This window comes from Pandoraea pulmonicola (genome assembly GCF_000815105.2).
Taxonomy (GTDB): Bacteria; Pseudomonadota; Gammaproteobacteria; order Burkholderiales; family Burkholderiaceae; genus Pandoraea; species Pandoraea pulmonicola.
Window position 1 is genome coordinate 1266371 of sequence record NZ_CP010310.2, and the last position, 25473, is coordinate 1291843.

Here is a 25473-nt window from a genome sequence, read left to right on the forward strand (position 1 = left end):
CACTCGTCTGGGATTCCTACACGGCGCTGCCGGCACGCGGCTACGTGAAGCTTCCGTTGGTTCATCGAATCGTCACAGTTCGCCCGCGATAATCACGTCGCACTAGGAATCTACAAACTAATTCGGCGGCCGATCTACTGCGTCAGTTTGCGCGTGGCACCGGGCGCCGGTGCGACCCGGGGAAACGACGCAATGACGATCCGTCATCGAATAACGCTATTGGTGATCCTGACGTTTGCCGCGCTCTCGATCATTGGTAGCTATGCGGTCTACCAGACGCGCGCGAGCGCCCAGAAGGTGCGCCAGGTAACGGAAGGCGTGGTGCCGAGCGCGCTCGCTTCCGCCGATCTCGTCTCGCAGGTCAAGGCGGTGCAGATCGCCACCATGACGCTGGTCTATGCGCCGGACGAAACCGTCGTCGAGCAGGCGCTCGACAGTCTCAAGAAGCTGCGCGGCGAGATCGATCAATCGCTTGCTCGCCAGGCCGACGGCGCCGCCAGCGATGCGCAGAAGGGGCTCGTCGCACAGGCCCGCGAAAGCGTCGATAACTACTTCAACGCCATCGCGGATACCGCGAAGCTCAAGCAGGCGGGCAAGACCGAGATGGCGCAGGCGTTCCTCTTCGCCATGGTCGCGCAATATCGCGACGAGCTCGAGGGCGTGGTCAACACGCTGCGCGTCGAGAAGAACCGCCAGAAAGACTCGGCCATCGCCACGCTCAACGACACGCTCTCGACCACCACGACCGCCATCGGCCTCGTGACGGGGCTGGCGATCGTGTTGCTCACGGCCGTCGGCGCGCTGCTCTATCGCCAGATCACGCGTCCGCTCTCGCGCATGCAGGCGATGATGAGCGAGATCGCGAACAGTCAGGACTTCACGCGCCGCGTGCCGGTCGGTCGCATGGACGAGATCGGGCATTCGATCGTGGCCTTCAACGGCATGATCGAGAAGATCCAGGAACGCTCCGCGCAACTCAAGCAGAAGACGGCCGACATTCAGGCCATGTTGCAGAACATGCAGCAGGGCATTCTGACGGTCGTCGACGGCTCGAAGGTGCACGGCGAGTATTCGGCCTATCTCGAAGCGATCTTCGAGACGCAGGACATCGCCGGCCGTCCGGTCATGGAACTGGTTTTCGGCGACAGCGATCTGGGCTCGGACGCTCTCTCGCAGGTCGAGGCGGCCATCGATGCGTGTATCGGGCAGGACGCCATCAACTTCGCATTCAACGAGCACCTGCTGGTTGGCGAAATCGGCAAACGCATGCCGGACGGGCGCATGAAGCAGCTTGACCTGACCTGGTCCGCCATCACCGACGAGACCGACACCATCCTGCGCCTGATGTTGTGCGTGCGCGACGTGACCGAACTGCGCGAACTCGCCGCCGAGGCCAACGAGCAGAAGCAGCGTCTGGAGATGATCGGCGAGATCCTGGCGGTGAGCCAGGAGAAGTTCCATCACTTCATCGAGAGCTCCACAGGGTTCATCCGCGAGAACGAGCGCATCATCCGCAAGCATTCGCAGGCCGACAGCGCGGCGATTGCCGAGCTGTTCCGCAACATGCACACGATCAAGGGCAACGCGCGCACCTACAACCTGCAGTACCTGACGAACGTCGTGCACGAGACCGAGCAGCGCTACCACGAGTTGCGTCAGCCGGACGTCGCCCGCCTGTGGGATCAGGACGGCCTGATGCGCGAGCTCGAACGCGTGCGCGAAGCCGTCGACACCTACGCGCAGATCAACGAAATGAGCCTGGGCCGCAAGGGGCCGGGCCGTTCCGCCGACGAGCAGACCATGACGGTCGACCGGGCGCACATCCGCGCCAGCCTGCGCATGCTCGAAGCGGCCGATCCGAACGATCCGCATCAACTCGTCGCCATGCGCGACGCCGTGCACCAGACGCTGCGCCTGCTCGGCACCGAAGGCGTGGGCGAGGCGCTGGGCGGTGTGCTCGACTCGCTGCCGTCGCTCGCCGCCGAGCTCGGTAAGCCGGCGCCGACCGTGCGCATCGACGACAACGGCTATCGTCTGCGCTCGCCTGCTGTGCGCATCCTGCGAGACGTGTTCATGCATCTGTTGCGCAACTCGATGGATCACGGTCTGGAGAGCGCCGAGGAGCGCCGTGCCAAGGGCAAGCCGGCGGCCGGCACCATCGACATCGAGGTGGGCCTCGATCACAACATGCTGCAAGTGACGCTGACCGACGACGGACGCGGACTCGCGCTGCATCGGATTCGCAGCATCGCGGTGCAGCGCGGCTGGATCACGGAGCAGACGTACGTGACCGACGAGCAGATCGCGCAGTTCATCTTCCGTCCCGGCTTTTCGACGGCGTCGCAGGTGACCGAAGTCTCGGGCCGCGGCGTGGGCATGGACGCCGTGCAGGACTTCGTGCGCCGCGAGCACGGTCGCATCGAGCTGCGCTTCACCGATGAACGCAAGGGAGCCGAGTTCCGCCAGTTCCAGACGGTGGTGTGTCTGCCGGACAACCTCGTGGTGGATGGCTTCGATCTGAACAGCGTGGCCGCCGACGCGGTCGATCTGCCGGCGCTGGAGGCCGATGCGGCGCAGGATCGTCCGGCCGCTTCGCGCGACGACCTGTCGCAAGCCGACAAGGTCTGACGCGGCGCGCAAATCGGAATGGCTTGTAGGGCGAGGAATGGGCGGCGCGGACGCTATGGGGCCGCGGCCGCCGCGCCGCTTTCGGAGACGAGGTAAGTATGTCCGCAGTGCAATGGGTGTTGGCCGGTGTGCTCGCCGGGGGGATCGGCGTGGGGTTGCTGGCGTTCGTCGCGCATCGCGTGCGCATGGCGCAGGCCACCGCACACTGGCGCGCGCTGGCGAAGACGCACGACGAGGCGCTCGAACAGGCACTGGAGCGCGAGCGTGTCGCCGTCGCCGCCAGGGATGCGCTCGAGCAGGAGAGCGACGATGCACTGGCCGATCTGCGCACGCACCTCGCTCAGGTGGAACAGGACCTGCAGGCGGCGCGCAAGTCGGAAGCGGCCGTGCTCGAGGCCAAGGCGATGTGGCAGGGCGAAGCACAACGCATTGCCGGCGAGGCGGCGCGACTGCGAGGTCTGGCGGCGACGTTCGAGCGCTGGCACGAGCAGATGATCTCGCTCATGACGCAAAACCAGGACATGCACGCGAAGAACCACGAACTCGCGTCGATCGTGCGGCACGTGCTGATCGTCTCGCTCAACGCGTCGATCGAGGCAGCTCGTGCGGGTGCGGCCGGACGCGGCTTCGGCATCGTGGCGAGCGAGGTGCGTGCGCTCGCGACCCGCTCGGAGGAGCTGTCGAAAAGCTATCGCGACAGCCTGCACCGCAACGATGTCACGACCACGGCGACGTTTCAGGACATCCAGGCGGGCGGCAAGATGATCGCGGCCTCGCTCTCCAGCGTCGAAGCGCTGGCCCAGCAGTTGCATTCCCGACTTCACTGAGCAGGCAGGTTTCGTTGTGATCAGCGCTCACGCACGCGACAGTTTCGAACGCATCCTTCACAAGGCGGCGCGCACCCGGCTCGCCCGTTCCGGGCACGGCTCGTGCGAGATCGTGCCCATCGGCGCGAGCCACGAGGGGCAGGGCGGCAACGCCGATGGCATCGATCTCGCCGCCCGTCACGCCAACGTCGTGGTGCTCACGATCTCGTCGATCGGCTTTCGCATGCTGCTCGTGCTGCATTTCGACGAGGACGAGGCGACGACGGCGTACTTCTGCGGTGGCACCGAAGACAAGCCGTTTCGCGAAGTGTTTCTGGAGATCAGCAACCTGTGCTGCGGCGCGATCAACCAGGAACTGCTCAACTACTTTCCCGATCTGGGCATGTCCACGCCATACGTGCTGAGCGCGCGCTGCGTGCCGCATCTCATGCAGCTCAAGCCGAACCATCTGGCGTCGTGGGACATCACGTTCGATGGCGCGGTGCGGCTCGCCGCCACGCTGTGCGTATGCGCGCACGCGCCGCTCGACTTCCACGCCGACGTGAGCGAGACGCAGGACAGCAGCGGCGAGCTCGAAATGTTCTGAGCGCGGAGGTCCCGCCGCGTGCGGCGATGCGGAGCGTCGCACGCCTCGGCCCGGCATGGCGCCGCCTTACACCGCCGCTTTACATCGCCGCTTTATATCGCATTACGACTTGGCAAGGAAATACGACAATGAACCGAAGCACCCCCCGCGAGTCGGTCAGCCAGTTTCTGATCCTGGACGACAGCGTCGAGCACGAATATCCCGAAGCGCTCGTGCGCGGCATGATCGACATCACCGAAGGCGTGTTTCGTGGCCTGTTCGGCGACATCGCGCTGTCGTGCGAGCCGCCCAGCGTGGTGCGCGATCGCATCATCTTCGGCGAGGTGTTCAGCCTGATTCCGCTCGAGAGCGCCTGGTGTCGCGGCTACATGATGATGCAGGCCGAGCAGGTGCCGTTCATGCAGCTGCTCGAACACACCGGCCGCTGCGAGGGCCAGGCGGGATTTCGCGAGCTCAACGGCATGCTCGGCGAATTGACCAACCTCATCTGGGGCGCGTTCAAGAACCGCTACATGGGCGATCCATCGGCCGTGGATCGCGCGCAGGTACAGGTGCCGCTGCTCATCAATCACAAGCAGAAGTACATCTCGTTCGGCACCGACAATCCGCAGTTGTGTTTCATCTACCGCCTCACCGATCCGGTCGACGGCCGTATCGTCACGCTGCATCAGCATTTCGTATTCAGCCTCAACTGGTCGCCCGAAGCGTTCCGCGAAGCGGCGCAAGCGAGCGCCGGGCCTGTCGAGACCGGGGCGCTGGAACTGTTCTGAGGTCCCGGCTCGCCCATTCATTACCTCTTACACACAAGGACAACACCATGTCTAAGATTCTCGTGGTCGACGATTCGAGCACCGTGCGCGACGAAGTCGCGGGTTTTCTGCGCAAGAACGGCCTCGACGTCGATACGGCCGTCGACGGCAAGGACGGCCTGGCCAAGATCAAGGCGAGCCCGGGTGTGAAGCTCGTCATCAGCGACGTGAACATGCCCAACATGGACGGCCTGACGATGGTCGAGAAGATTCGAAGCGAACTCGCGAATTCGACCGTCAACGTGGTCATGTTGACCACCGAGAGCAGCCCGGCCATGAAGGAGCGCGGCAAGGCCGCCGGCGTGAAGGGCTGGATCGTCAAGCCGTTCAAGGGCGATGCCGTGCTCGAGACGTTCCGCAAGCTCGCCAGCTGAGCCGGAGCGTCGCCGCGCCTGGCGCGATGCGCATCGCCGTGATGGCGGGAATGGCAAGGATGGTGGGGATGACAGGGTTGGGCGGACCGCCGGACTGAACTGTTGTGGCGGATGTCGCCGCCGCGCGGCGGCGGCGTTACACTGCTGACTTTCCCGCATTCGCGAAGATCTGCGCATTCTCGCCTTCCGCCCATGAGCGTCGCATCCCAGAAAAAGAAGCCGGCCGCCGCCCCTGCCGCTGTGCCGCCTGTCGCGCCCACGTCGGGCGGCGATGTGAATGAAGCGCACGGCGCACGCAACGCCAATGACGACGCCTCGAATCGGGCGACCGACACGGCGACCGATACGGCGGACGCCCGTCCGCGCCGCTCCAAGCTGCGGCTGACGTACGTCATCGCGAGCCTGGACAGATTGCTGCGTCGCCATATGTCGGAGGCGCTCGCGCCGCTGGGCCTCACGCTCGCGCAGTTCACGGCGCTGTCGGTGCTCGATGCGCGCGGCAAGCTCTCCAACGCGCAGCTCGCGCAGCGCTCGTTCATCACGCCGCAGTCGGCCAACGAAGTCGTCAGCATCATGGCGTCGCGCCAATGGATCACGCGCGAGCCCGACCCCAACCACGGCCGCATCGTGCTGCTGCAACTGACCGACGAAGGCCGCCGGGTGCTCGCGCAATGCGAGGCCGTCGCGAAGGACATCGACGCGCGCATGCGCGCTGGCGTCGGCCGCGACGACGCCGCTGCCGTCCAGCGCCATCTCGAACTGTTCGTGCGCAATCTCCGCGACTGACCCGATCCCATCGCCGAACCGCCCGGTCGACTCCGGGTTTGTCCCGACCTGCCGATTGCTTGTATTGTCAGGTAGCTTGATATTAAATGGAGTCCGTCGCCCCGGACCGCATCGGTCGATGCGCATGGGTGTCGTGCCCGGCTGAACCGGCGTCGAGCCACTTTGAACGCGCATGGAATATGCCTTGAATGTGCGCTCGAGGTGCTCGTCGCTCTTTGCCCTTCGCACGACGCGTTGCGCGCAGAGGTGGGCGTGCACGAGCGAAAGCGACCGAATCCCGGTGATATCGCAAGACGAAGTTGGCGAGCCCTTCGTGTGGCCTCGTCTCCGTTGCGATGCATGTGTCGTTAATATCAGGTTTCCTGATTTATTGGCGATCTCGCATCGCTTCGGCGTCCGATGCCGAGGAGCGGCGCATCAGGGGCCGCCAGCGACGGGCGGCAACCGACGTCCATCAAGAAGATCACAGGAGACACCATGGAATCGAATCGGGACGGGAGCGCGCAGGCGCTGCCATTGGGCGCGGAAGGGGCGGGGGGCGCGGGGAGCGCATCGAGCCCGATCGCACTCACGCTGGCGTTGTGCTTTGCCGTGGCGTTGCTCGAAGGCCTCGACCTTCAGTCTGTCGGCGTGGCCGCGCGGGGCATGGCCAAGGAGTTCGGCCTGAGCGTTGCGCAGATGGGCATTGCGTTTTCGGCGGGCACGTTCGGTCTGCTGCCGGGGGCGATGGTCGGCGGACGCCTGGCCGACAGCATCGGCCGCAAGCGCGTGCTGATGCTCTCGGCGGCGCTTTTCGGCGTGCTGTCGATCGCCACGGCCTTCGTGTCCGACTTCTGGATGCTGGTGATCGTGCGGGTGCTCACGGGCATCGGCCTGGGCGGGGCGATGCCGAACCTCATCGCGCTGTCCTCCGAGGCCGTGGCGCCGCGCCTGCGCGGTACGGCGGTGAGCATCATGTACTGCGGCATTCCGTTGGGCGGCGGCATCGCCGCGACCATCGGCATGCTCACGGTGAGCGACGCCGACTGGCGCCACATCTTCTACGTCGGTGGCGTCGGTCCGCTGCTGCTCTTGCCGCTGCTCGCCATCTGGCTGCCGGAGTCGCGCGCCTTCGCGGCCGCCACGGCACAAGGGCAGCGCGCCACGCCCGCGCCGATGATGACGGTGCTGTTCTCGGAAGGGCGCGGCGTCTCCACGGTGCAACTGTGGCTGTCCTACTTCTGCACGCTTATCGTGCTGTACTTCCTGCTCAACTGGCTGCCGTCGCTCATGGGATCGCGAGGGCTGGCGCGCGGCGAAATCGGCTGGGTGCAGATCCTCTTCAACCTGGGCAGCGCCGTGGGTGTGCTCGCGCTGGGCTACCTGATGGATCGTGCGCGCATGTCGGTCGTGATCGGTGGCATGTACCTCGGCATGATCGCCTCGCTCGTCGGCCTGGCCGCCGCGCACGGCTTCGGCGTGCTCGCCGCGGCGGCGTTCTTCGCGGGCATGTTCATCATCGGCGGCCAGTCGGTGCTGTATGCCCTCGCGGCGGCCTACTACCCGACGGCCATGCGCGGCACCGGTGTGGGCGCTGCCGTGGCGATCGGGCGTATCGGTTCCGTGGTAGGACCCCTCGCCGCCGGCATGCTGCTTGCCGTGGGCAGCAGCGCGGCCGTGGTGATCGGCGCGAGCATCCCGGTCACCATCGTGGCGGCGCTCGCCGCGCTCACGTTGATCCGTCGTCCCCGCGCAGCCGACTGACCCGGCCTTACGGCGGTCGGCTACGCTTGCACGCGACGGATGGCGCTCACCCGCCCCGTCGCGTTTTTTCTTGAGCGCGGGCCCACGCGTTCATGGCCTTACCGGCCGGCAAGACGCCCATGCGCTGCCGGCGCACACATAACTAGATCGATAACCTGGAGACTCTCATGGCATATCCCTTCCTTCGCTGCCGCATTCGGGCATTGACGCTCGCCGCCGCCGCGCTGGCGGCGCCCGGCATGGCTTTCGCGCAATCGAATGTCACGATGTACGGCATCGTCGACACCGGCATCGAATATGTGTCCCACGCGAGCGCGAACGGGGCGGTGTGGCGCATGCCGGGCGTGACCGGCGAGTTGCCTTCGCGCTGGGGGCTGCGCGGCAGCGAAGATCTTGGCGGCGGCCTCTCGGCTATCTTCCAACTCGAGAGCGGCTTCAACATACGCGGCGGTGATCTGGGGCAGGGCGGCCGTCTGTTCGGCCGTCAGGCGTTCGTCGGCGTGAAGGGGCCCTACGGCACGCTGGCCTTCGGCCGTCAGTACACCATGACCTACTACGCGTTGCTGGGTTCCGACGTGCTTGGCCCGGACATCTACGGCATGGGCTCGTTCGACGCGTACATTCCGAACGCGCGCGCCGACAACTCGATCACCTATCAGGTCGGCTGGCAGGGACTGACGTTCGGTGTGGGCTACTCGTTCGGCCGCGACTCGGGCGGTACGGGCAACTCGCCGGGACAGGGCACATGCGCGGGGCAGGTGCCGGGGCAGGCCGTGCAGTGCCGCAACTGGTCGGTGATGCTCAAGTACGACGCGAGCAACTTCGGCGTCGCGGCGTCGTACGAAGAACAGCGCGGCGGCACCAACGCGGCAGCCAACTTCTTCGATGGTCAGGCCACTTCGGCCTTCACCAGCAGCAGCGACAAGGACACGCGCACCACCCTGGGCGCGTACTACAAGTACGGATCGCTCAAGGTTGGCGGCGGCTGGCTCGGCCGCCGCGTGTCCACCTCGGCCGTCAACACGCATTCGAACCTGTTCTATCTCGGCGCGGCCTACAACGTCACGCCCGCCTGGCTGGTGGACGGCGAGGTCTATCGCATCATCAACGGCGATCACGACTCGCGCGGCACCATGACCACGCTGCGCGCGACGTACTCGTTCTCGGCGCGCACCGCCGTCTATGCGCAGGCGGCTTACCTGTTCAACAGCGCGCGTGCGGCGTACTCGGTCAGCGGCGGCGGTGGCGGCACCACCCCGCCGGCCGGCACGGGCCAGACCGGCGTGATGCTCGGCATGCGCCACACGTTCTGATTTTTCGGATCAGGGTTTTCACTGAAGACAACAGACTTGTAATGTAAGGTTTCCTGATATTAAATGTGGCTGTTGGCAACGCCGCGCGTCACTTCCGGCGCGCGGTGCACGAAATTCAGGACACTTGGGAATCACGCAAAATGAATGCATACGAAGGCCGCTGGAAAACGATCGACGTGAAGGTGCAGGACGGCATTGGCTGGGTCATCTTCAATCGTCCGGAGAAGCGCAACGCGATGAGCCCGACGCTCAACGCCGAGATGAATCAGGTGCTCGACGCGCTCGAACTCGACGCCGACGCCAAGGTGGTCGTGCTCACGGGAGCGGGCGCGGCGTGGACGGCGGGCATGGATCTGAAGGAATATTTCCGCGAGATCGACGGCGGTCCGGAAATCGTGCAGGAGCGCGTTCGCCGCGACGCTTCCGATTGGCAATGGCGCCGTCTGCGCATGTACGCGAAGCCCACGATCGCCATGGTCAACGGCTGGTGCTTCGGCGGTGGTTTTTCTCCGTTGGTGGCTTGCGATCTGGCCATTGCCGCGGATGAAGCCGTGTTCGGTCTGTCGGAGATCAACTGGGGCATTCCGCCGGGCAATCTGGTGAGCAAGGCAATGGCCGACACCGTGGGGCATCGCCGCGCACTGCACTACATCATGACCGGCGACACGTTCACCGGCGTGGAAGCTGCCGAGATGGGCCTCGTCAATCAGAGCGTGCCGCTCGCACAGCTGCGCGAAGCCACGCTCGCGCTCGCGGCCAAGCTGCTCGAAAAGAACCCCGTGGTGCTGCGCGCGGCCAAGCACGGCTTCAAGCGCTCGCGCGAACTCACGTGGGAGCAGTGCGAGGACTACCTGTATGCGAAGCTCGACCAGGCGCAACTGCGCGACCCCGAGCATGGGCGCGAGCAAGGCCTGAAGCAGTTCCTCGACGACAAGGCTATCAAGCCGGGGCTGCAGGCCTACAAGCGTTGAGACGGCGCCCGGGAAGCGGCTGGGCGAACGATGCCATGAAGGGATGAAGGAGAAAGCGCAATGCATGAAGTGCAGATGCTGATCGGCGGGCAGTGGCGCGGCGCGCAGGGCGGCGCGACGTTCGAGCGGATCGATCCGGTGACGGGCGAGGTCGCGAGCCGCGCGCCGGCGGCCACGCTGGCCGACGCGCACGCGGCGGTCGACGCCGCACAGGCGGCCTTCCCGGCGTGGTCGGTGCTCTCGCCGACGGCGCGCCGCCAGCGCCTGCTCGCGGCGGCCGAGCGCATGGACGCGCGCGCCGCGGAGTTCATCGCCATCGGCGCCGCGGAGACGGGCGCCATGGCGAACTGGTATGGCTTCAACGTGATGCTCGCGGCCAACATGCTGCGCGAGGCGGCGGCAATGACCACGCAGATCGACGGCAGCGTCATTCCGAGCGATGTGCCGGGCAGCCTCGCACTCGCCGTGCGCGCGCCGGTCGGCGTGGTGCTTGGCATCGCGCCCTGGAACGCGCCGGTGATTCTGGCCACGCGTGCGCTCGCCATGCCGCTCGCCTGCGGCAACACGGTGGTGCTCAAGGCGTCGGAGCAGTGTCCCGGCGTGCACGCGCTCATCGGTGCGTGTCTGCACGAGGCCGGGCTCGGCGACGGCGTGGTCAATGTCGTGACGAACGCCCCGCAGGACGCCGGCGACATCGTGGCGCATCTGATCGCGCATCCGGCCGTGCGGCGTGTGAACTTCACCGGCTCCACGCACGTGGGCCGCATCATCGCGCGCGTGGCGGCCGAGCATCTGAAGCCGGCGCTGCTCGAGCTCGGCGGCAAGGCGCCGGTGCTCGTGCTCGACGACGCCGATCTGGACGCCGCCGTCGACGGCATCGCCTTCGGTGCATTCTTCAACCAGGGTCAGATCTGCATGTCGACCGAGCGGGTGATCGTCGATGCGAAGATCGCCGACGCTTTTGTCGAGAAGCTCGCCGCCAAGGCGGCGACGCTGCGCGCGGGTTCGCCCACGTCGCCGGAGAGCGTGCTCGGCGCCATGGTCAGTGCACAGGCGGCCTCCCGTGTGGCGGCGCTCGTGGAAGACGCGCGCGAGCATGGCGCACGCCTGCCGCTGGGCTGTCGCGTGGAAGGCGCGATCATGCAGCCCGCCATCGTCGACGGCGTGACGCCCGCGATGCGGCTCTATCGCGAAGAGTCGTTCGGACCTGTGGTGACGATTCAGCGCGTGAGCGGCGACGAGGAAGCCGTGCAAGTGGCCAACGACAGCGAGTTCGGTCTGTCGGCGGCGATCTTCAGCCGGGACGTGTCGCGCGCGATGCAATTGGCCAGACGAATCGAGTCGGGCATCTGCCACATCAACGGTCCCACGGTGCACGACGAAGCGCAAATGCCGTTCGGCGGCGTGAAGGCCAGCGGCTATGGACGCTTCGGCAGCAAGGCGTCCATCGGCGAGTTCACCGAGCTGCGCTGGATCACGGTGCAGACGACGCCGCGCCATTACCCGATCTGATCGCCAGGGCGCCTGCGGGCGCGACGACGAATGAGGATGTGCCCGCGCGCGAACGCTCCCGAGAGAGCGCCGCGCCCGGGCGAAGCAGGAGACAGTGTTTTGAACCAAGGCAACAACACGGCCCCGGACGGGCATCGCTATCGCCGGGTCACCATCGGCAACCCCGGCGTCGAAGTGCGGCGCGACGGCGAGTTCTGGTACCTGCGCTCGCGCGAGCCGCTGGGCGATTTTCCCGTGCGGCTCACCGACCGGCTTGTGTCCGGCGCGGCGCGTCACCCCGAGCGCTGGCTCGTGGCGCGACGCGGCCCCGACGGCGAATGGATCGGCATCAGCTATGCGCAGATGCTCTCTCGCGCGCGTGCCATCGGACAGGCGTTGCGCGATCGCGGGCTGTCGCAGGAACGTCCCATCGCGATCCTGTCGGGCAACGACCTCGAACATTTTCAGTTGGCGCTCGGCGCGATGATGGCCGGGGTGCCGTTCGCACCGATTTCGCCGGCGTACTCGATCGTGTCGACGGACTTCGGCAAGTTGCGGCACACGATGGACCTGTTGCAGCCAGGACTCGTCTACGCGAGCGACGCCAGCGCCTATGGCCGCGCGATGGACGCCGTGTTGCCCGACAGTGTGATCCGTGTCTCGGCGCAAGGTGGCAACGGTTCGCTGGCGTTCGACACGCTGCTCGACGCGTCGCCGCGCGACATCGATGCGTATCACGCGAAGGTCGATGGCGACACTGTCGCGAAGATTCTGTTCACCTCCGGCTCGACGCGTCAGCCGAAAGCCGTGCCGACCACGCAGCGCATGCTATGCAGCAATCAACAGATGCTGCTGCAGACGTTCCCCACCTTCGGCGAGGAACCGCCCGTGCTGGTCGACTGGTTGCCTTGGAACCACACGTACGGCGGCAGCCACAACGTCGGCATCGCGCTCTACAACGGCGGCACGCTCTATATCGACGATGGCAAGCCGGTGGCGGGCAAGTTCGAGGAGACGCTGCGCAACCTGCGCGAGATTTCGCCCACGGTGTACTTCAACGTGCCCAAGGGCTGGGAGGATCTCGCCATCGCGCTGGAGAGCGATGCGGCGTTGCGCGAGCGCTTCTTCGCTCGCGTGAATCTCTATTTCTTCGGCGGCGCCGGGCTGTCGCAGGCCGCATGGGACCGGCTCGAGCGCGTCACCGAGGCGCACTGCGGCGAGCGCATCCGAATCATGTCGGGGCTGGGCATGACCGAGACGTCGCCGAGCTGCATGTTCACGACCGGCCCGATCATGCGCGCCGGCTATATCGGCCTGCCGGCGCCCGGCTGCGAGGTGAAGCTCGCGCCTGTGGGCGGTAAGCTCGAAGTGCGTTTTCGCGGGCCGAACGTGATGGCGGGCTACTGGCGCCATGTGGCGACGGACCCGGTGTTCGATGAAGAGGGCTACTACCGCACGGGAGACGCCGCGACATTCGTCGACGCGCAGCAGCCGGCGCTCGGCCTGCAGTTCGACGGCCGCCTCACCGAGGACTTCAAGCTCAGTTCGGGCACGTTTGTGAGCGTGGGGCCGTTGCGCGCGCGCGTGATCTCGGAAGGCGCGCCGTACGTGCAGGACGCCGTCGTGACCGGCATCAACCGCGACGACATCGGCCTGCTGGTGTTTCCGCGTGTCGAGGACTGCTGCCGCCTGAGCGGTCTCGGCGCCGATGCGCCGCTGGCCGAGGTACTGACTTCCCCGCCGGTGCGGGAAGTCTTCACCGCGCTGCTGCAGCGCCTGAATGCCAATGCCGGCGGTAGCGCCACCTACGTTGCACGGCTCATGCTGCTCGACACGCCGCCGTCGCTCGATCGCGGCGAAATCACCGACAAGGGCTCGATCAATCAACGTGCGGTGCAGGATCACCGGGCGTCGACGGTGGATGCTCTGCACGCCGCACAGCCCGGACAGACGAACGACGCACGCATCGTTCTCGCCCCCGCGAGGCGCTGAGATGACGCATTCGGCATCGCAAAGTGCGGCGCAAGACATTGCGTTCGTGCTGGAAACGCTCGGCGTGGGTGAAGCGCTCACGCGGCTTGCGCCGTTCCGCGAGTTCGATACGGCAACGCTCGTGCAGGTCGTCGACGAGGCTGCTCGCTTCTCTCGCGAGGTGCTCGCTCCCCTCAATGTCGTGGGTGACCGCGAGGGTTGCACGTGGCAGGAGGCGAATGGCGGCGAAGTGCGAACCCCCGCCGGCTTCGCCGACGCCTATCGCCAGTATCGCGAAGCGGGTTGGCCGTCGCTGCCGTGCGATCCGGCGCTGGGCGGGCAGGGCTTGCCGGTCGTCGCGCAGGTGGCCGTGCAGGAGCTGACCGCCGGCGCGAACCTTGCCTGGACGATGTATCCGGGCATTCTGCACGGTGCGTACGAGTGCGTGGATCGTTTCGGCAGTGCGGCGTTGCGCGACGCCTGGCTCGGCCCGCTGGTGAGCGGCGAATGGCTCGCCACCATGTGTCTGACCGAACCGGGCGCGGGCAGCGATCTGGGACAGATTCGCACGCGCGCCGAATGGACCGACGCCGCGCACGAGAGCGCCAGGATCACGGGCGAGAAGATCTTCATCTCCGGCGGCGAACAGGATCTCACGCCGAACATCGTGCATCTCGTGCTGGCACGCACCCCCGATGCCCCGGCAGGCAGCGCGGGACTCTCGCTCTTTCTCGTGCCCAAGGTGCTGGCCGACGGCACGCGCAATGCCGTCCATTGCACGGGCATCGAGCACAAGATGGGCATTCGCGGCAGCGCGACGTGTTCGATGGCGTTCGAGGGCGCCACGGGATATCTCGTCGGCACGCCGCATCGCGGGCTGGAAGCGATGTTCGCGATGATGAATTCCGCGCGCCTGCACGTGGGCGCGTCGGGTGTGGGACTGGCGCAGAACGCGTACGACATGGCGCTGCGTCACGCGCAAGCGCGGGTGCAGTCGCGTGTGCCCGGCGGCGCGCCAGGCGCACCCATCGCGCAGCATCCGGCGGTGTGGCGTCTGCTCGAAGGGCAACGTGTCGCCGTGGAAGGTGCGCGGCTGCTGCTTTATCGCGCGGCGCTCGCCATCGACGAGTCGCATCACGCGCAAACCGCGGCGGCGCGTGCGCAGGCCGATGCGCTGGCCGCACTGCTCACTCCCGTCGTCAAGGCGATGCTCACCGAGCAGGCCTTTCTCGGGGCCAGCGACGCCTTGCAGGTGTTCGGCGGTTACGGCTACGTTGAAGAAACGGGGATCTCGCAGGTGCTGCGCGACGCGCGCATCCCGATGATCTACGAAGGCACGAACGAGATTCAGGCCATCGACCTCTTCCTGCGCAAGATCGCGAAGGATGGCGGCGCCACGCTGTCGCACTGGCTGTCATGGGTGCGCTCGCAGGTCGGCGAGGCACGCCATCTCGAGGGGCTGGTGGGATTCGATGCGGCGCTTGCCTGCCTGGACGAGTGGGCGCGGTTGCTGCCGCCATTGCTGACGCTTGCGCAAGCGTCGCCACGGGCCGCGCTGTGCGTCGCGGGCGAAGTGATGCGCGCCGTGCACGGTTTGTCGATGGCGGGGCTGTGGGCGCAGGCAGCGCTCGCCGTGGACGGAGCACAGCACGCCAAATGCCACGCCGCACGCTACTGGCTCAAGTTCGAACTGCCGGAAACCCGGCGCGCGATGGCGATCCTCGCGGCACAACTGACCGATCCGGAGACGGGCGAATGAACCTCGAAAAACTCGTCGCCATCGACACGCACGTGCACGCGGAGGTGTCGTGCTGCCAGCCGCCGGATCTGTTCGGCAAGGCGTTCGACGACGCCGCCGACAAATACTTCGGCACCGTGCTCAAGCAGAACCGCCGCCCGACGATTCCCGAGACCATCGAACACTATCGCGAGCGCAACATCGGTTTCGTGATGTTTACCGTGGACTGTGAGGCGAACGTCGGTCGCCGCCGCATTCCCAATGAGGAAATCGCGGGCTTCGCGCAGGAGAACGCGGACATCATGATTGCGTTCGCGAGCATCGATCCCCACAAGGGCCGCATGGGCGTGCGCGAAGCGCGGCGTCTGGTCGAGGAATTCGGCGTGCGTGGCTTCAAGTTCCATCCGACCATGCAGGGCTTCTTCGCGAACGACCGCATGGCGTATCCGATGTACGAGCTGATCGCGGAGCACAAGCTCACGGCGGTCTTCCACAGCGGCCACTCGGGCATCGGCTCCGGCATGCCGGGCGGCGGCGGTTTGCGGCTGAAGTTCTCGGAGCCGATTCATCTCGACGACGTGGCGACGGACTTTCCCGACATGAACATCGTCATCGCGCATCCGTCGTGGCCGTGGCAATCGCAGGCGCTGTCCATCGCGCTGCACAAGCCCAACGTCTATATCGATCTGTCGGGGTGGTCGCCGAAGTACTTTTCGCCGGAGCTCATTCAGTACGCCAACTCGCTGCTGCGCGAGAAGATGTTGTTCGGCTCGGACTTTCCGCTCATCGCGCCGGACCGCTGGCTGCGCGACTTCGAGACGGCCGGCTTTCGCGACGAGGTCAAGCCGCTATTGCTCAAGACGAATGCGACGCGCATGCTCGGGCTGGCCGAGGCGCCGGCCGGTGCAGGCGCTGCTTGAGGCGCCTCCGATGGCGATGGGGAGGGGCGCTCGGGGATTTCGCTCGACGGCGATGTCAGCGCAGGCCCGGCGCGCCGTAGCGCAGGCGGGCGGCGTCGCGCATGGCGCCGATGAGCGTCTGTTCGGGCGGCGTGGGCACCGTGTCGTTGCGCCAGAGAATACCGATGGACTCCTCGGTGCCCTTCGTCGCGAAGGGCAGGGCGCAGAGCATGCCGTCCGTCAGATCGTCCTGCACGGTGATTTCCGAGGCGATCCAGACGACGTCGTCGTGCAGCGCCATCGCGCGCGCGAGCGACATCGAGAGCAGTTCGGAATAGTCGTCGAGTGCGCCGACGCCATGGGCGCGCAGGAAGCTGTCGGCCGTGTGGCGCAGGATCGTGCCGTGCGGCGGCAACACCACGTGATAGCCGGCGACGTCGGCGAGCGACACGCTGCGCTGTCGCACGAGCGGATGAGACGGGCGCACGACCACGCACAGCGGCGTGGCGCACAGATGCTCGAACGTCAGACCGGCCATGCTCTCGGGGTCGGACATCCGGCCCAGTGCCAGCGCCACCTGTCCGGACTTCAGTTGCGTGAGCAGTTGCTGGTTGGCGCCGGTATGCACCTGCACCACGATGCCGGGCCACTCGCGCCGGAACGCCGCCAGCACGCCCGGCATCATGGCTGCCGCCAGCGTGGGCAGCACCGCGATCTCGACCACGCCGCCGGTCTGGCCGACGGCGCGCGAGAGCACGTCGATACCCTGGCGCAGCGCACTCACACTCGCGCCCGCATGACGCAGGAACAGTTCGGCCTGCGCCGTTGGCCGTGCGCCGTTCCGGCCGCGATCGAACAGACGCACGCCCAGCAGCCCTTCGAGCTCGGCAATCGTCTTGCTCACGGCGGGTTGCGTGATGGACAGCGCCTCGGCGGCGCGCTGCAGGCTGCCGTGCTGCGCCACGGCGAGCAGGCATTGAAGATGGCGCAGCTTGATGCGGCCGTCGAGTGGGTGTCTTTCCATGCCGGAAAGTTATGAAAAGCCTAAGAAAATGTCAATAAATATATCCGTTGATTATGGATATAGTGTCGAAAACAAGCTGGCGGGCCTGCAACGCGCTCAGCCGGATCCGTCAACACAAAATGGAGTGAGACCATGTCGAACACGACAACCGTCCTGCGCCCCCGCGACTGGGATTCGCATCCCAAGCTCATCGACAGCGGGTACAAGTCCACGGCGCTGCGCGGCCCCAAGCAACTGCTCGTACCGGTCAGGCAGAATCTGGCCGACCTGCGCGCGCCCGTGTACGGTCACGGCATCGTCGGAGAGCTCGACGGCGACCTCACGCGCAATGCCGTACGCAATGGCGAGCCGCTCGGCGAGCGCATGATCGTCACGGGCCGCGTGCTCGACGAAGGCGGTCGTCCGGTGCCCAACACGCTTGTGGAGCTGTGGCAGGCCAACGCCTGCGGCCGCTACGTGCACAAGGTCGATCAGCATGATGCCCCGCTCGACCCGAACTTTCTCGGCGCCGGCCGCGCCCTGACCGACGCGCAGGGCCGCTACAGATTCCTGACCATCAAGCCGGGCGCGTATCCGTGGCGGAACCATCACAACGCGTGGCGTCCGCAGCATTTGCACTTCTCGGTGTTCGGCCAGTACTTCGCGACCCGCTTGGTCACGCAGATGTACTTCCCGGGCGACCCGCTGCTTGCCTACGACCCGATCTTCCAGGCCACGCCGGCGCATGCGCGCGACCGCCTGATCGCGCGTTTCTCGATGGATGTCACCGAGCCGGAGTACGCGCTCGGGTATGAATTCGACATCGTGCTGCGCGGTGCCGACCAAACGCCGATGGAGTCCTGAGCCATGTCCGAATACAAACAAACGCCCTCGCAAACGGTCGGCCCGTACTTCGCCTACGGCTTGTCGCCGGAGCAGTATCTGTACGACTTCAAGAGCGCCTTCACGCCGGTCGTCGCGACCGATCGCGCCGAGGGCGAGGCGATTCGCCTGATCGGGCAGGTGCTCGACGGCGCCGGCAATCCGATCAACGACGCGCTGATCGAAGTCGTGCAGGCCGATGCCCACGGCCGCTACGTGCAGACGGCGGACGATATCGCCCGCACCGGCTTTGCCGGCACCGGCCGCTGCGGCACGGGCACCGACGCGGAGAACCGTTTCGTCATCGAAACCATCAAGCCGGGCGCGACGGCGCCGGGCGAGGCGCCGCGCATCGACGTGATCCTGACGATGCGGGGCTTGCTCAATCACCTGTTTACGCGTATCTATTTCGACGACGAGGCGGCGGCCAACGCGCTCGACCCCGTGCTGCGGCAGGTGCCGGCCGAGCGTCGCCACACGCTGGTGGCGCGCCGCGAGGTGAGCGGCGGCCGGGTGTCGTACCGGTTCGACATCCGGATGCAGGGTGACGAGGAGACGGTATTCCTCGACATCTGACTTCGGTCATGCAAGGCTGAAATTGGCGCGGCTTCGGGCCGCCGGCGAATGCGTGCCGGTGGCCCGCGGCCGTATCTGCGTTTTCTGCGTTTAGCAACGCATCCCACCACATCGAATTACCGATGACGGAACTGCTTGACTCCTTGCTGCGCGGCGCTGCCGTGGCGAATCGTTTTTCGCGCGACGCCACATTGCAGGCCATGCTCGACTTCGAAGTGGCGCTCGCCACGGCCGAAGCCGACGTCGGTCTGATTCCCGCCGCCGCCGTGGCGCCCATTGCCGCCGCCGCCCGGGCGAGTGAACTCGACTGGCCCGCCCTGCGCGACGACGCGGCGCACGCGGGCAACCTCGCCATTCCCCTCGTCAAGCAACTGACCGCCCGCGTGAGTGCACGCGACGCCGATGCCGCGCGCTTCGTCCACTGGGGCGCCACCAGTCAGGACGCCATCGACACCGGCCTCGTCCTGCAGGTACGCGGCGCGCTCGACGACCTTGGCGCCGACCTCGACATCCTGATCAAACGCCTCGCCGAGCAAGTGCGCGCGCATCGCGCGACGGTGATGATCGGGCGCACGTGGCTGCAGCACGCGTTGCCGATCACGTTCGGCCTCAAGCTCGCCGGCACGCTGGACGCGCTGCTGCGCGCTCGCGCCGATCTCGCGAGCGTGCGCGAACAGGCGCTGTGCGTGCAGTTCGGCGGCGCGGCGGGTACGCTGGCGTCGCTCGGCACGCAGGGGCCGGCCGTCGCGGCGGCGCTCGCGCGCCATCTCCATCTGCACGAGGCGGCGACGCCCTGGCATGGTCAACGCGATCGCATCGTGCGCGTGGGGAGCTGGGCCGCGTCGCTCACCGGCTTGCTCGGCAAGTTCGCGCGCGACACGGCGTTGCTCACGCAGACCGAAGTCGGCGAGATCGCGGAAGCCTCCGGTCCGGGGCGTGGCGGGTCGTCGACCATGCCGCACAAGCGCAATCCGGTCGGCAGCGCGTCGATTCTGGCTGCGGCGGCGCGCACACCGCAACTCGCCGCCACGCTGTTCGGCGCGATGCAGCAGGATCACGAACGCGGACTGGGCACCTGGCATGCCGAATGGGAGACGTTGCCCGAATTGCTCATGCTGTGCGGCGGTGCGTTGGCCGCGGCGTGCACGCTGGTCGAAGATTGGACGGTCGACACCGCCCGCATGCGCGCGAATCTCGACATCACGCACGGACTCATCATGGCGGAAGCGGTCACCATGGCGCTGGCCGAATCGATGGGCCGGCTTGAGGCCCATCGTCGCGTGGAGGCGCGCTGCCGCGACGCGCTCGCGCAGCAGCGCAGCCTGCTCGACGTGCTGCGCGAGGACGAGGCCATCACGCAGCTTCTGTCCGCCGAGGCGCTTGCGCGCCTGACGGATCCCCAACACTACCTGGGCGCCGCCGAGACGTTCGTGAGCCGCGTGCTGGCGCACGCCGACGCCGCGATGGCGCCGCAAACCCAAAACGGCAGGAAATCCCAATGAACGATCAGGAACGCTACGACAACGGCATGCAGGTGCGCCGCGCCGTGCTGGGCGACGCGCACGTCGATCGCACGCTCACGCGTCGCAACGAGTTCAACGACGACTTCCAGAACTTCATCACGCGCTTCGCCTGGGGCGACGTCTGGACGCGTCCGGGCCTCACGCGCCACATGCGCAGCATGATCACGCTGTCGCTGCTCATCGCGCTCAATCGTGGCGACGAATTCCGCATGCACGTGCGCGCCGCGTTCAACAACGGCGTGACGCGCGACGAGATGAAGGAGCTGTTCCTGCACGCCGCGCTGTACTGCGGTCTGCCCGCCGCGAATCAGGCGATCCACGACGCGGAGAAAGTCTTCGCCGAAATGGAAGCGGCCGATCCGGGCTCCACCACCCGCGCGCGCGATGGCGCACAGGAATGAGGAGGCGAGGGCAATAACCGTGGAACGATTGATCGATATCGGCGACGCCACGCTGCGGGTGGCCATCGACGGAGACGCGCGCGCACCGGCGCTCGTACTGTCCAACTCGCTGGGCACGACGCTCGACATGTGGGCGCCGCAGGTGAGCGCGCTCGCGCGCGACTTCCGCGTGATCCGCTACGACACGCGTGGGCACGGTGGCTCGTCGGCAACGCCGGGCCCGTACACCATCGACCAACTGGGACGCGACGTGATTGCGCTGCTCGACGCGCTCGAGATCGGCCGCGCGAGCCTGGCGGGCGTGTCGATGGGCGGCATGACCGGCATGTGGCTGGGCATCCATGCGCCGCAGCGCCTCGAACGTCTGGCCATCGTGTGCTCGTCGGCGTACATCGGTGGCGAGGACGGCTGGAACGCGCGCATTCGTGCGGTGACGGCCGAAGGGATGGGCGCGGTGACGGACGCGGTCGTGGCACGCTGGTTCACGCCGGCGTATGCGGAGCGCGAACCGGCCACCATCGAGCGCATGAAGGCCATGTTCCGCTCGCTCTCGCCGCAGGGCTACGCTGCCGCATGCGCCGCCGTGCGCGACATGAACCAGCTCGACGAGATTGCCTCGATCGAGGCGCCGACGCTCATCGTCACCGGCGCTGGCGATCTGGCGACGCCCCCCGCGATGTCGACGGCCATGGTCGAGCGCATTCCGGGCGCGCGGCAGGTGATCGTGCCGGGCGCGCATCTGTCGAACATCGAATGCGCGGCGGCCGTGACCGAAGCGCTGTTGGCGTTCCTGCAGGGCAAGGCGCCGGCCAGCGCATAAACCGGCGGACCGGCAGGTTCGCGGGTAAGTTCGTGAGCGTGCAGGGGAGGGGCGGCCCGTCAGGCATCGTCGCCCAGATGCGTGTGTTGCGCCGTGCGTCGGAAGGCGGACGGCGTGACGCCCACGTGGCGTTTGAACACGCGGCAGAAGTACGCCGGGTCCTGAAAGCCCAGCTCGTACGCCACGTGCGAGACGGGCGCGGGGATGTAGATGAGCTTGCGGCGCGCTTCGAGCATCAGCCGGTCCTGCACGAGATCGAACGCCGACTTGCCGGCGATGCGTCGGCACAGGCGATTGAGCTTGCTTTCGGTCACGTGCAGCCGCTCGGCGTAGGCGGGAATCGACCACGCCTCGGTGTAGTGCGTCTCCACGAGCGCGCGAAAGCGTGCGAACAGATCCAGTTCCGTGCGGCCTGCGCGGCTCGCCGAGTCATGATGCGCGTGCAGGCGCGCGAGCAGCAGCAACACGCTGCGCGTGAGCCAGCCGACCATTTCCGCGTGCCCGAGCTGCGGGCGCGAAAACTCGTCCATGATCAGACCAAGCAGGGTGTAGAGACGGTCGCGCGTTTGCGGTGCGTCGCCCAGCGCGAAGAGCCACGGCTTGCTCAGCAGCGACTCCATATCGGCATCGACGCCGAGCGCCGCGTCGAACGGCACGCTCTGCGCCATCGTCAGCACGAAGCCGTGTGCGCCGCGCGAGAAGCGGAAGTTGTGTACCGCCGACGGATGCACCGTGATCACGGCCGGGCCTTCGACTTCCCAGGTCGCGTCGTCGACGTTCGCCTCCACGGTGCCTTCGAAGATCGCGAGCACCTGGAACAGTCCCAGGTGCCGGTGCGTGTCGATGTGCCAGTCGTACAGGCGGCTGCGCGTCTCGATCCATTCGATATGGACGAAGTCGGCGCTGTCGGTTCCGGTCAACTCGCCATATAGCGAGAATTCCGGAATCGTCTCGCGCGCCGCGCGCGGCCGGGATGAGGCGACTGACATACTGGTTTTCCCTTGGGTGAGGTTGTCGAAAAAGTACAAGAAAGTCGTCGATTCATCCATTCAACGCAACGCGTGCGCTCCATAAGATATGACGCATTCGCCCCTCGTGACAAGGCGTGAACCGATCTTTCGGCATGCTCGTTTACGCGCAGTCCTAAGTTGGTGCAGCGTGCGCAATGCAGCCAAGAAATGCAATCCGCACGGCAGCCATTCTCCCGTCGCGAGATGCCCGGCAATCGTTCGCCGGACGAGGGGCGCGTCGATTTCAGGAGACAACCATGCGTACCCATTACCCCGTCGTCATCGTCGGCGCCGGTCCCGCCGGCCTGCTGCTTTCCCATCTGCTGCATCTGCAGGGCATCGAATCGATCGTGCTCGAATCGCGCTCGCGCGAATCGGTCGAATCCACCATTCGCGCCGGCGTGCTCGAGCAGGGCACGATGGACATCCTCGACGAGACGGGCGTGGGCGAGCGCATGCGCCGCGAAGGCGCGGTGCATCACGGCATCGAGCTGGCGTTCGGCGGCGAGCGTCATCGCATTGCCCTCACCGAACTCACCGGCCGCGCGATCACCGTCTATGCGCAGCACGAAGTCATCAAGGATCTGATCGCGGCACGCGAAGCGGCGCAAGGCGAGATTCTGTTCGACGTGTCGGACGTCTCGGTGCACGGCATCGACAGCGCACGACCGAGTGTGCAGTTCACCGAGGGCGGCAAGGCGCATCGCCTCACGTGCGATTTCATCGCGGGCTGCGACGGCTTTCACGGCGTGTGCCGTCCGGCCATGCCCGAATCGGTGCGCAAGGAATACCAGCGCGTGTATCCATTCGGCTGGTTCGGCGTGCTCGTCGAAGCACCGCCGTCGTCGGACGAACTCATCTACGCGGCGCACGAGCGCGGTTTCGCGCTCATCAGTACGCGCTCGCCGACGGTGCAGCGCATGTATTTCCAGTGCGATCCGAGCGAGCGCGCGGAGCAATGGAGCGACGAGCGCATCTGGCACGAACTGCATACGCGCACCGAGAGCCACGACGGCTGGCGCCTGACCGAAGGCCGCATCTTTCAGAAGAACGTGGTGGCCATGCGCAGCTTCGTGGCCACGCCGATGCAGCACGGCCGCCTGTTCCTTGCCGGCGACGCGGCACACATCGTGCCGCCCACGGGGGCGAAGGGGATGAACCTGGCGGTGGCGGATGTGTGGCGTCTTGCGCGGGCGCTCGACGATTTCTTCCGTCGCGACGACGAGGCCGGATTGCGTGGCTACTCGGAGGCGGCGCTCAAGCGCGTCTGGCGCGCGGAACACTTCTCGTACTGGATGACGCGCATGCTGCACCGGCTCGACGACGCCTCGCCGTTCGAACAGCAGATGCAGCGTGCCGAACTGGAATACGTCGTGAGCTCGCGCGCCGCGTCGCTCACGCTGGCCGAGAACTACGTCGGACTGCCGCTGGCCTGACGCGCACGAGCCGGTGCGCGCGACTATGCTATAACCGCCGGCAACGACCGGAGCATAACCGCCCGTTATGGATGGCCTGACGAAAGATCATTTTGGCGGACGGGCGAAACACGTACAGTAGCGGCAGAATTCGATGCCCCCAACACCCGTCCTCCGTCCCCCGACGCACGGGCGTCCGCCGGTGGCGCCGGATCTCAATATAAGAACGGAATGACAGGCGGGGCGGCGACGCCCCCAGGAGACAGATTCATGACACATTCGCGCACGGTGGACGTGCCCGCCTACATCAACGCACACCGGTTTTCCGGCTATCAATGGCTGGTGCTGATCCTGTGTTTCTTCGTGGTGGCCATCGACGGCTTCGATACCGCCGCCATCGGCTATATCGCGCCGTCGCTGGTGCAGCAATGGCACATCGACAAGGGTTCGCTCGGCCCGGTGCTCTCGGCCGCGCTTTTCGGCCTGGCTGGCGGCGCGATCTTCGCGGGGCCGCTGGCCGATCGCCTTGGCCGCAAGACGATGCTGGTGCTCTCGGTCGTGTTCTTCGGCATTGCGAGTCTGGCAACGGCCTTCGCGCAGGATCTCCAGACGCTCACGCTGCTGCGTTTCCTGACCGGCCTTGGCCTCGGCGCCGCCATGCCGAACGCCGTCACGTTGATCTCCGAGTTCGCCCCGGAAGCGCGCCGCGCGGTGATCGTCAACACGATGTTCTGCGGCTTCCCGCTCGGTGCGTCGGTCGGCGGCTTCGTGGCGTCGTGGCTGATTCCGCACTTCGGCTGGCATAGCGTGCTGGTGCTTGGCGGCGTGCTGCCGCTGGTGCTGTCGGTGCTGCTGGTGCTGTGCCTGCCCGAGTCGGTGAAGTTTCTCGTGGTGCGCCAGAAGCCGGTGGAGCGCGTGCGCCGCATCCTGTCGCGCATCTCCGGCGAATCGCTCGACGGCGTGAGCGTCTTTACCGTCATCGAAGCGGCGCCCCGGCGTGCCGGCTCGGCGATCGGTGTCGTGCTCTCCCGGCAGTACGGCTTCGGATCGCTGATGCTGTGGCTCACGTACTTCATGGGGCTCGTGATCTTCTATCTGCTCACGAGCTGGATGCCGATTCTGTTCAAGGACGCCGGCTTCACCATCGAGCGCGCCGCGCTGATCACGGCACTGTTCCCGCTCGGCGGCGGCATCGGTACGATTCTGTCGGGCTGGCTGATGGACAGGTTCAACGCGCAGAAGGTGGTGGCGCTGGGCTATGCGTTGACGGCCGTGCTCGTGTATGGGGTCGGGCAGGCGATGGGCAACATCGGCATGCTGGTGACGCTGATTTTCCTTGGCGGGACGGCGATGAACGGTGCGCAGTCGTCGATGCCGTCGCTCGCCGCGATGTTCTATCCGACGCACGGACGCGCCACGGGCGTGGCATGGATGCTTGGCATCGGTCGCTTTGGCGGGATCGCCGGGGCGCTGCTCGGTGCGGAACTGATGCGCCGCCATCTCGGCTTCTCCGCGACGTTCTCGCTGCTCGCGATTCCCGCCGTGATCGCCACCATCGCGCTGCTCGCGAAGAACGCCTGGGAGCGTGCGACGGGCAATCTGGCGGCACAGTCGGGCAACGACGCGCGCAACTCCGCCGCCATGCATTGACGCATCGGTCGGCGGCGAACCGATCGACCGTCGCACTCGCGGTACCCGACGCGGCGC

22 protein-coding genes are annotated in these 25473 nt (G+C 66.6%); 20 read left to right on the forward strand and 2 right to left on the reverse strand.

The features are described 5' to 3' along the window. Nucleotides 1-192: 192 nt before the first annotated feature. The 13 genes from RO07_RS05695 to RO07_RS05755 all read left to right on the forward strand — a co-directional run bounded on the left by RO07_RS05695 (nt 193) and on the right by RO07_RS05755 (nt 16157). A complete protein-coding gene (locus RO07_RS05695; protein WP_052267044.1) occupies nt 193-2628 on the forward strand; it encodes an MCP four helix bundle domain-containing protein in 2436 nt (811 codons plus the stop codon). Nucleotides 2629-2726: 98 nt separating this feature from the next. Further along, nucleotides 2727-3455, forward strand: a complete 729-nt coding sequence (locus RO07_RS05700; RefSeq protein WP_039408829.1) for a methyl-accepting chemotaxis protein — start codon at nt 2727-2729, stop codon at nt 3453-3455. A 16-nt stretch (nt 3456-3471) separates the two neighbouring features. Continuing rightward, nucleotides 3472-4041 (forward strand): hypothetical protein, encoded by a 570-nt coding sequence (locus RO07_RS05705; RefSeq protein WP_039408832.1) that lies wholly within the window; start codon nt 3472-3474, stop codon nt 4039-4041. Between the two features lie 128 nt (nt 4042-4169). After that, nucleotides 4170-4811 (forward strand): chemotaxis protein CheX, encoded by a 642-nt coding sequence (locus RO07_RS05710; protein ID WP_052267045.1) that lies wholly within the window; start codon nt 4170-4172, stop codon nt 4809-4811. Between the two features lie 47 nt (nt 4812-4858). Then, nucleotides 4859-5224, forward strand: a complete 366-nt coding sequence (locus RO07_RS05715; RefSeq protein ID WP_039408835.1) for a response regulator — start codon at nt 4859-4861, stop codon at nt 5222-5224. 192 nt (nt 5225-5416) lie between these two features. Continuing rightward, on the forward strand, nt 5417-6010 hold the full coding sequence (locus RO07_RS05720; RefSeq protein WP_237171385.1) for a MarR family winged helix-turn-helix transcriptional regulator: 594 nt from the start codon (nt 5417-5419) through the stop codon (nt 6008-6010). Nucleotides 6011-6487: 477 nt separating this feature from the next. Then, complete coding sequence (mhpT, locus tag RO07_RS05725; RefSeq protein ID WP_115088901.1) at nt 6488-7753, forward strand: 3-(3-hydroxy-phenyl)propionate transporter MhpT; 1266 nt, start codon at nt 6488-6490, stop codon at nt 7751-7753. A gap of 167 nt (nt 7754-7920) precedes the next feature. Then, on the forward strand, nt 7921-9066 hold the full coding sequence (locus RO07_RS05730) for a porin (protein ID WP_052267046.1): 1146 nt from the start codon (nt 7921-7923) through the stop codon (nt 9064-9066). Between the two features lie 140 nt (nt 9067-9206). Beyond that, complete coding sequence (locus RO07_RS05735; protein ID WP_039408838.1) at nt 9207-10037, forward strand: p-hydroxycinnamoyl CoA hydratase/lyase; 831 nt, start codon at nt 9207-9209, stop codon at nt 10035-10037. Between the two features lie 60 nt (nt 10038-10097). Continuing rightward, a complete protein-coding gene (locus RO07_RS05740; RefSeq protein ID WP_039408841.1) occupies nt 10098-11549 on the forward strand; it encodes an aldehyde dehydrogenase in 1452 nt (483 codons plus the stop codon). Nucleotides 11550-11648: 99 nt separating this feature from the next. Next, nucleotides 11649-13520: a feruloyl-CoA synthase gene (locus RO07_RS05745; RefSeq protein WP_039408844.1), complete on the forward strand. Its 1872-nt coding sequence runs from the start codon at nt 11649-11651 to the stop codon at nt 13518-13520. A gap of 1 nt (nt 13521) precedes the next feature. Further along, nucleotides 13522-15258: an acyl-CoA dehydrogenase family protein gene (locus RO07_RS05750; RefSeq protein ID WP_039408847.1), complete on the forward strand. Its 1737-nt coding sequence runs from the start codon at nt 13522-13524 to the stop codon at nt 15256-15258. Next, on the forward strand, nt 15255-16157 hold the full coding sequence (locus tag RO07_RS05755; protein ID WP_039408851.1) for an amidohydrolase family protein: 903 nt from the start codon (nt 15255-15257) through the stop codon (nt 16155-16157). The genes RO07_RS05750 and RO07_RS05755 overlap by 4 nt, the downstream gene beginning before the upstream one ends. 55 nt (nt 16158-16212) lie before the next feature. Here RO07_RS05755 and pcaQ read toward each other — a convergent pair whose 3' ends face one another. After that, entirely contained in the window at nt 16213-17160 is a 948-nt protein-coding gene (gene pcaQ, locus RO07_RS05760; RefSeq protein ID WP_039408853.1) for a pca operon transcription factor PcaQ, read from the reverse strand. Between the two features lie 132 nt (nt 17161-17292). Here pcaQ and pcaH point away from each other — a divergent pair, with 132 nt between their 5' ends. The 5 genes from pcaH (at nt 17293) to pcaD (ending at nt 21341) form a co-directional block, all read left to right on the forward strand. Beyond that, the gene (pcaH, locus tag RO07_RS05765) at nt 17293-18003 is read left to right on the forward strand and encodes a protocatechuate 3,4-dioxygenase subunit beta (RefSeq protein WP_039408856.1); all 711 of its coding nucleotides are present in this window, start codon (nt 17293-17295) and stop codon (nt 18001-18003) included. A 3-nt stretch (nt 18004-18006) separates the two neighbouring features. Next, a complete protein-coding gene (pcaG, locus tag RO07_RS05770; RefSeq protein WP_039408859.1) occupies nt 18007-18597 on the forward strand; it encodes a protocatechuate 3,4-dioxygenase subunit alpha in 591 nt (196 codons plus the stop codon). A 122-nt stretch (nt 18598-18719) separates the two neighbouring features. Then, nucleotides 18720-20099: a 3-carboxy-cis,cis-muconate cycloisomerase gene (locus tag RO07_RS05775; RefSeq protein WP_039408862.1), complete on the forward strand. Its 1380-nt coding sequence runs from the start codon at nt 18720-18722 to the stop codon at nt 20097-20099. Continuing rightward, nucleotides 20096-20521 (forward strand): 4-carboxymuconolactone decarboxylase, encoded by a 426-nt coding sequence (gene pcaC, locus RO07_RS05780; RefSeq protein WP_039408865.1) that lies wholly within the window; start codon nt 20096-20098, stop codon nt 20519-20521. Before RO07_RS05775 ends, pcaC begins: the two co-directional genes overlap by 4 nt. A 19-nt stretch (nt 20522-20540) precedes the next feature. Further along, nucleotides 20541-21341: a 3-oxoadipate enol-lactonase gene (gene pcaD, locus RO07_RS05785; protein ID WP_335645805.1), complete on the forward strand. Its 801-nt coding sequence runs from the start codon at nt 20541-20543 to the stop codon at nt 21339-21341. A 59-nt stretch (nt 21342-21400) separates the two neighbouring features. Here pcaD and RO07_RS05790 read toward each other — a convergent pair whose 3' ends face one another. Further along, nucleotides 21401-22330, reverse strand: coding sequence for a helix-turn-helix domain-containing protein (locus tag RO07_RS05790; protein ID WP_039408867.1), 930 nt, complete (start codon nt 22328-22330; stop codon nt 21401-21403). A 278-nt stretch (nt 22331-22608) separates the two neighbouring features. Between RO07_RS05790 and pobA the strand changes: the two genes are divergently transcribed. Further along, on the forward strand, nt 22609-23787 hold the full coding sequence (gene pobA / locus RO07_RS05795; RefSeq protein ID WP_039408870.1) for a 4-hydroxybenzoate 3-monooxygenase: 1179 nt from the start codon (nt 22609-22611) through the stop codon (nt 23785-23787). Between the two features lie 249 nt (nt 23788-24036). Further along, nucleotides 24037-25416 carry an MFS transporter gene (locus RO07_RS05800; RefSeq protein ID WP_039408873.1) on the forward strand — a complete coding sequence of 460 codons (1380 nt, stop codon included), beginning with the start codon at nt 24037-24039 and terminating at the stop codon, nt 25414-25416. Nucleotides 25417-25473 lie beyond the last annotated feature (57 nt).

Bases quoted from the DNA above. Each gene is read 5' to 3' on its own strand.
- RO07_RS05700 (WP_039408829.1), top strand. From the start codon at position 2,727: ATGTCCGCAGTGCAATGGGTGTTGGCCGGTGTGCTCGCCGGGGGGATC.
- RO07_RS05790 (WP_039408867.1), bottom strand. From the start codon at position 22,330: ATGTCAGTCGCCTCATCCCGGCCGCGCGCGGCGCGCGAGACGATTCCG.
- RO07_RS05730 (WP_052267046.1), top strand. From the start codon at position 7,921: ATGGCATATCCCTTCCTTCGCTGCCGCATTCGGGCATTGACGCTCGCC.
- RO07_RS05710 (WP_052267045.1), top strand. From the start codon at position 4,170: ATGAACCGAAGCACCCCCCGCGAGTCGGTCAGCCAGTTTCTGATCCTG.
- RO07_RS05735 (WP_039408838.1), top strand. From the start codon at position 9,207: ATGAATGCATACGAAGGCCGCTGGAAAACGATCGACGTGAAGGTGCAG.
- RO07_RS05720 (WP_237171385.1), top strand. From the start codon at position 5,417: ATGAGCGTCGCATCCCAGAAAAAGAAGCCGGCCGCCGCCCCTGCCGCT.
- RO07_RS05750 (WP_039408847.1), top strand. From the start codon at position 13,522: ATGACGCATTCGGCATCGCAAAGTGCGGCGCAAGACATTGCGTTCGTG.
- pcaH (WP_039408856.1), top strand. From the start codon at position 17,293: ATGTCGAACACGACAACCGTCCTGCGCCCCCGCGACTGGGATTCGCAT.
- RO07_RS05775 (WP_039408862.1), top strand. From the start codon at position 18,720: ATGACGGAACTGCTTGACTCCTTGCTGCGCGGCGCTGCCGTGGCGAAT.
- RO07_RS05695 (WP_052267044.1), top strand. From the start codon at position 193: ATGACGATCCGTCATCGAATAACGCTATTGGTGATCCTGACGTTTGCC.
- pcaC (WP_039408865.1), top strand. From the start codon at position 20,096: ATGAACGATCAGGAACGCTACGACAACGGCATGCAGGTGCGCCGCGCC.
- RO07_RS05755 (WP_039408851.1), top strand. From the start codon at position 15,255: ATGAACCTCGAAAAACTCGTCGCCATCGACACGCACGTGCACGCGGAG.
- RO07_RS05800 (WP_039408873.1), top strand. From the start codon at position 24,037: ATGACACATTCGCGCACGGTGGACGTGCCCGCCTACATCAACGCACAC.
- pcaG (WP_039408859.1), top strand. From the start codon at position 18,007: ATGTCCGAATACAAACAAACGCCCTCGCAAACGGTCGGCCCGTACTTC.
- pcaQ (WP_039408853.1), bottom strand. From the start codon at position 17,160: ATGGAAAGACACCCACTCGACGGCCGCATCAAGCTGCGCCATCTTCAA.
- pobA (WP_039408870.1), top strand. From the start codon at position 22,609: ATGCGTACCCATTACCCCGTCGTCATCGTCGGCGCCGGTCCCGCCGGC.
- mhpT (WP_115088901.1), top strand. From the start codon at position 6,488: ATGGAATCGAATCGGGACGGGAGCGCGCAGGCGCTGCCATTGGGCGCG.
- RO07_RS05715 (WP_039408835.1), top strand. From the start codon at position 4,859: ATGTCTAAGATTCTCGTGGTCGACGATTCGAGCACCGTGCGCGACGAA.
- RO07_RS05740 (WP_039408841.1), top strand. From the start codon at position 10,098: ATGCATGAAGTGCAGATGCTGATCGGCGGGCAGTGGCGCGGCGCGCAG.